Source organism: Tropicimonas sp. IMCC6043, assembly GCF_004146235.1.
Classification (GTDB): domain Bacteria; phylum Pseudomonadota; class Alphaproteobacteria; order Rhodobacterales; family Rhodobacteraceae; genus Tropicimonas.
Map to the genome: position 1 here is coordinate 1 of NZ_SELO01000204.1, position 296 is coordinate 296.

At 64.2% G+C, this 296-nt stretch carries 1 pseudogene; it reads right to left on the minus strand.

Annotation, left to right across the window (positions count from 1 at the left end):
• Window positions 1-296 (minus strand): annotated as a pseudogene (locus tag EU800_RS26395) (IS110 family transposase); the annotation flags it as partial.

The window sequence follows — 296 nt, forward strand, 5'->3', positions numbered from 1 at the left end:
TTGCACCCCCAATGCCAGAAGTGCGCAACGGGCGATCGCCGGAAGGGTCAGATCATCCGGCTCTCGAAGGCGCCTGACCAGGGCGACAATCCTTGCGGGACCCTGGGCCGCGACGATCCCGAACTCCACAAGCTGCGCCCGGATCGCATTCAGGATCATCGTTCGCTGTCGCATCAGAAGATCGCGTGATCGATGCAGGACCAGGACGCTCTGCTGCTCTTCGGTCTTGGCGGGCACGAAGCGCATGTTCGGCCGCGTAACGGCCTCGCAGATCGCCTCGGCATCCGCCGCATCGT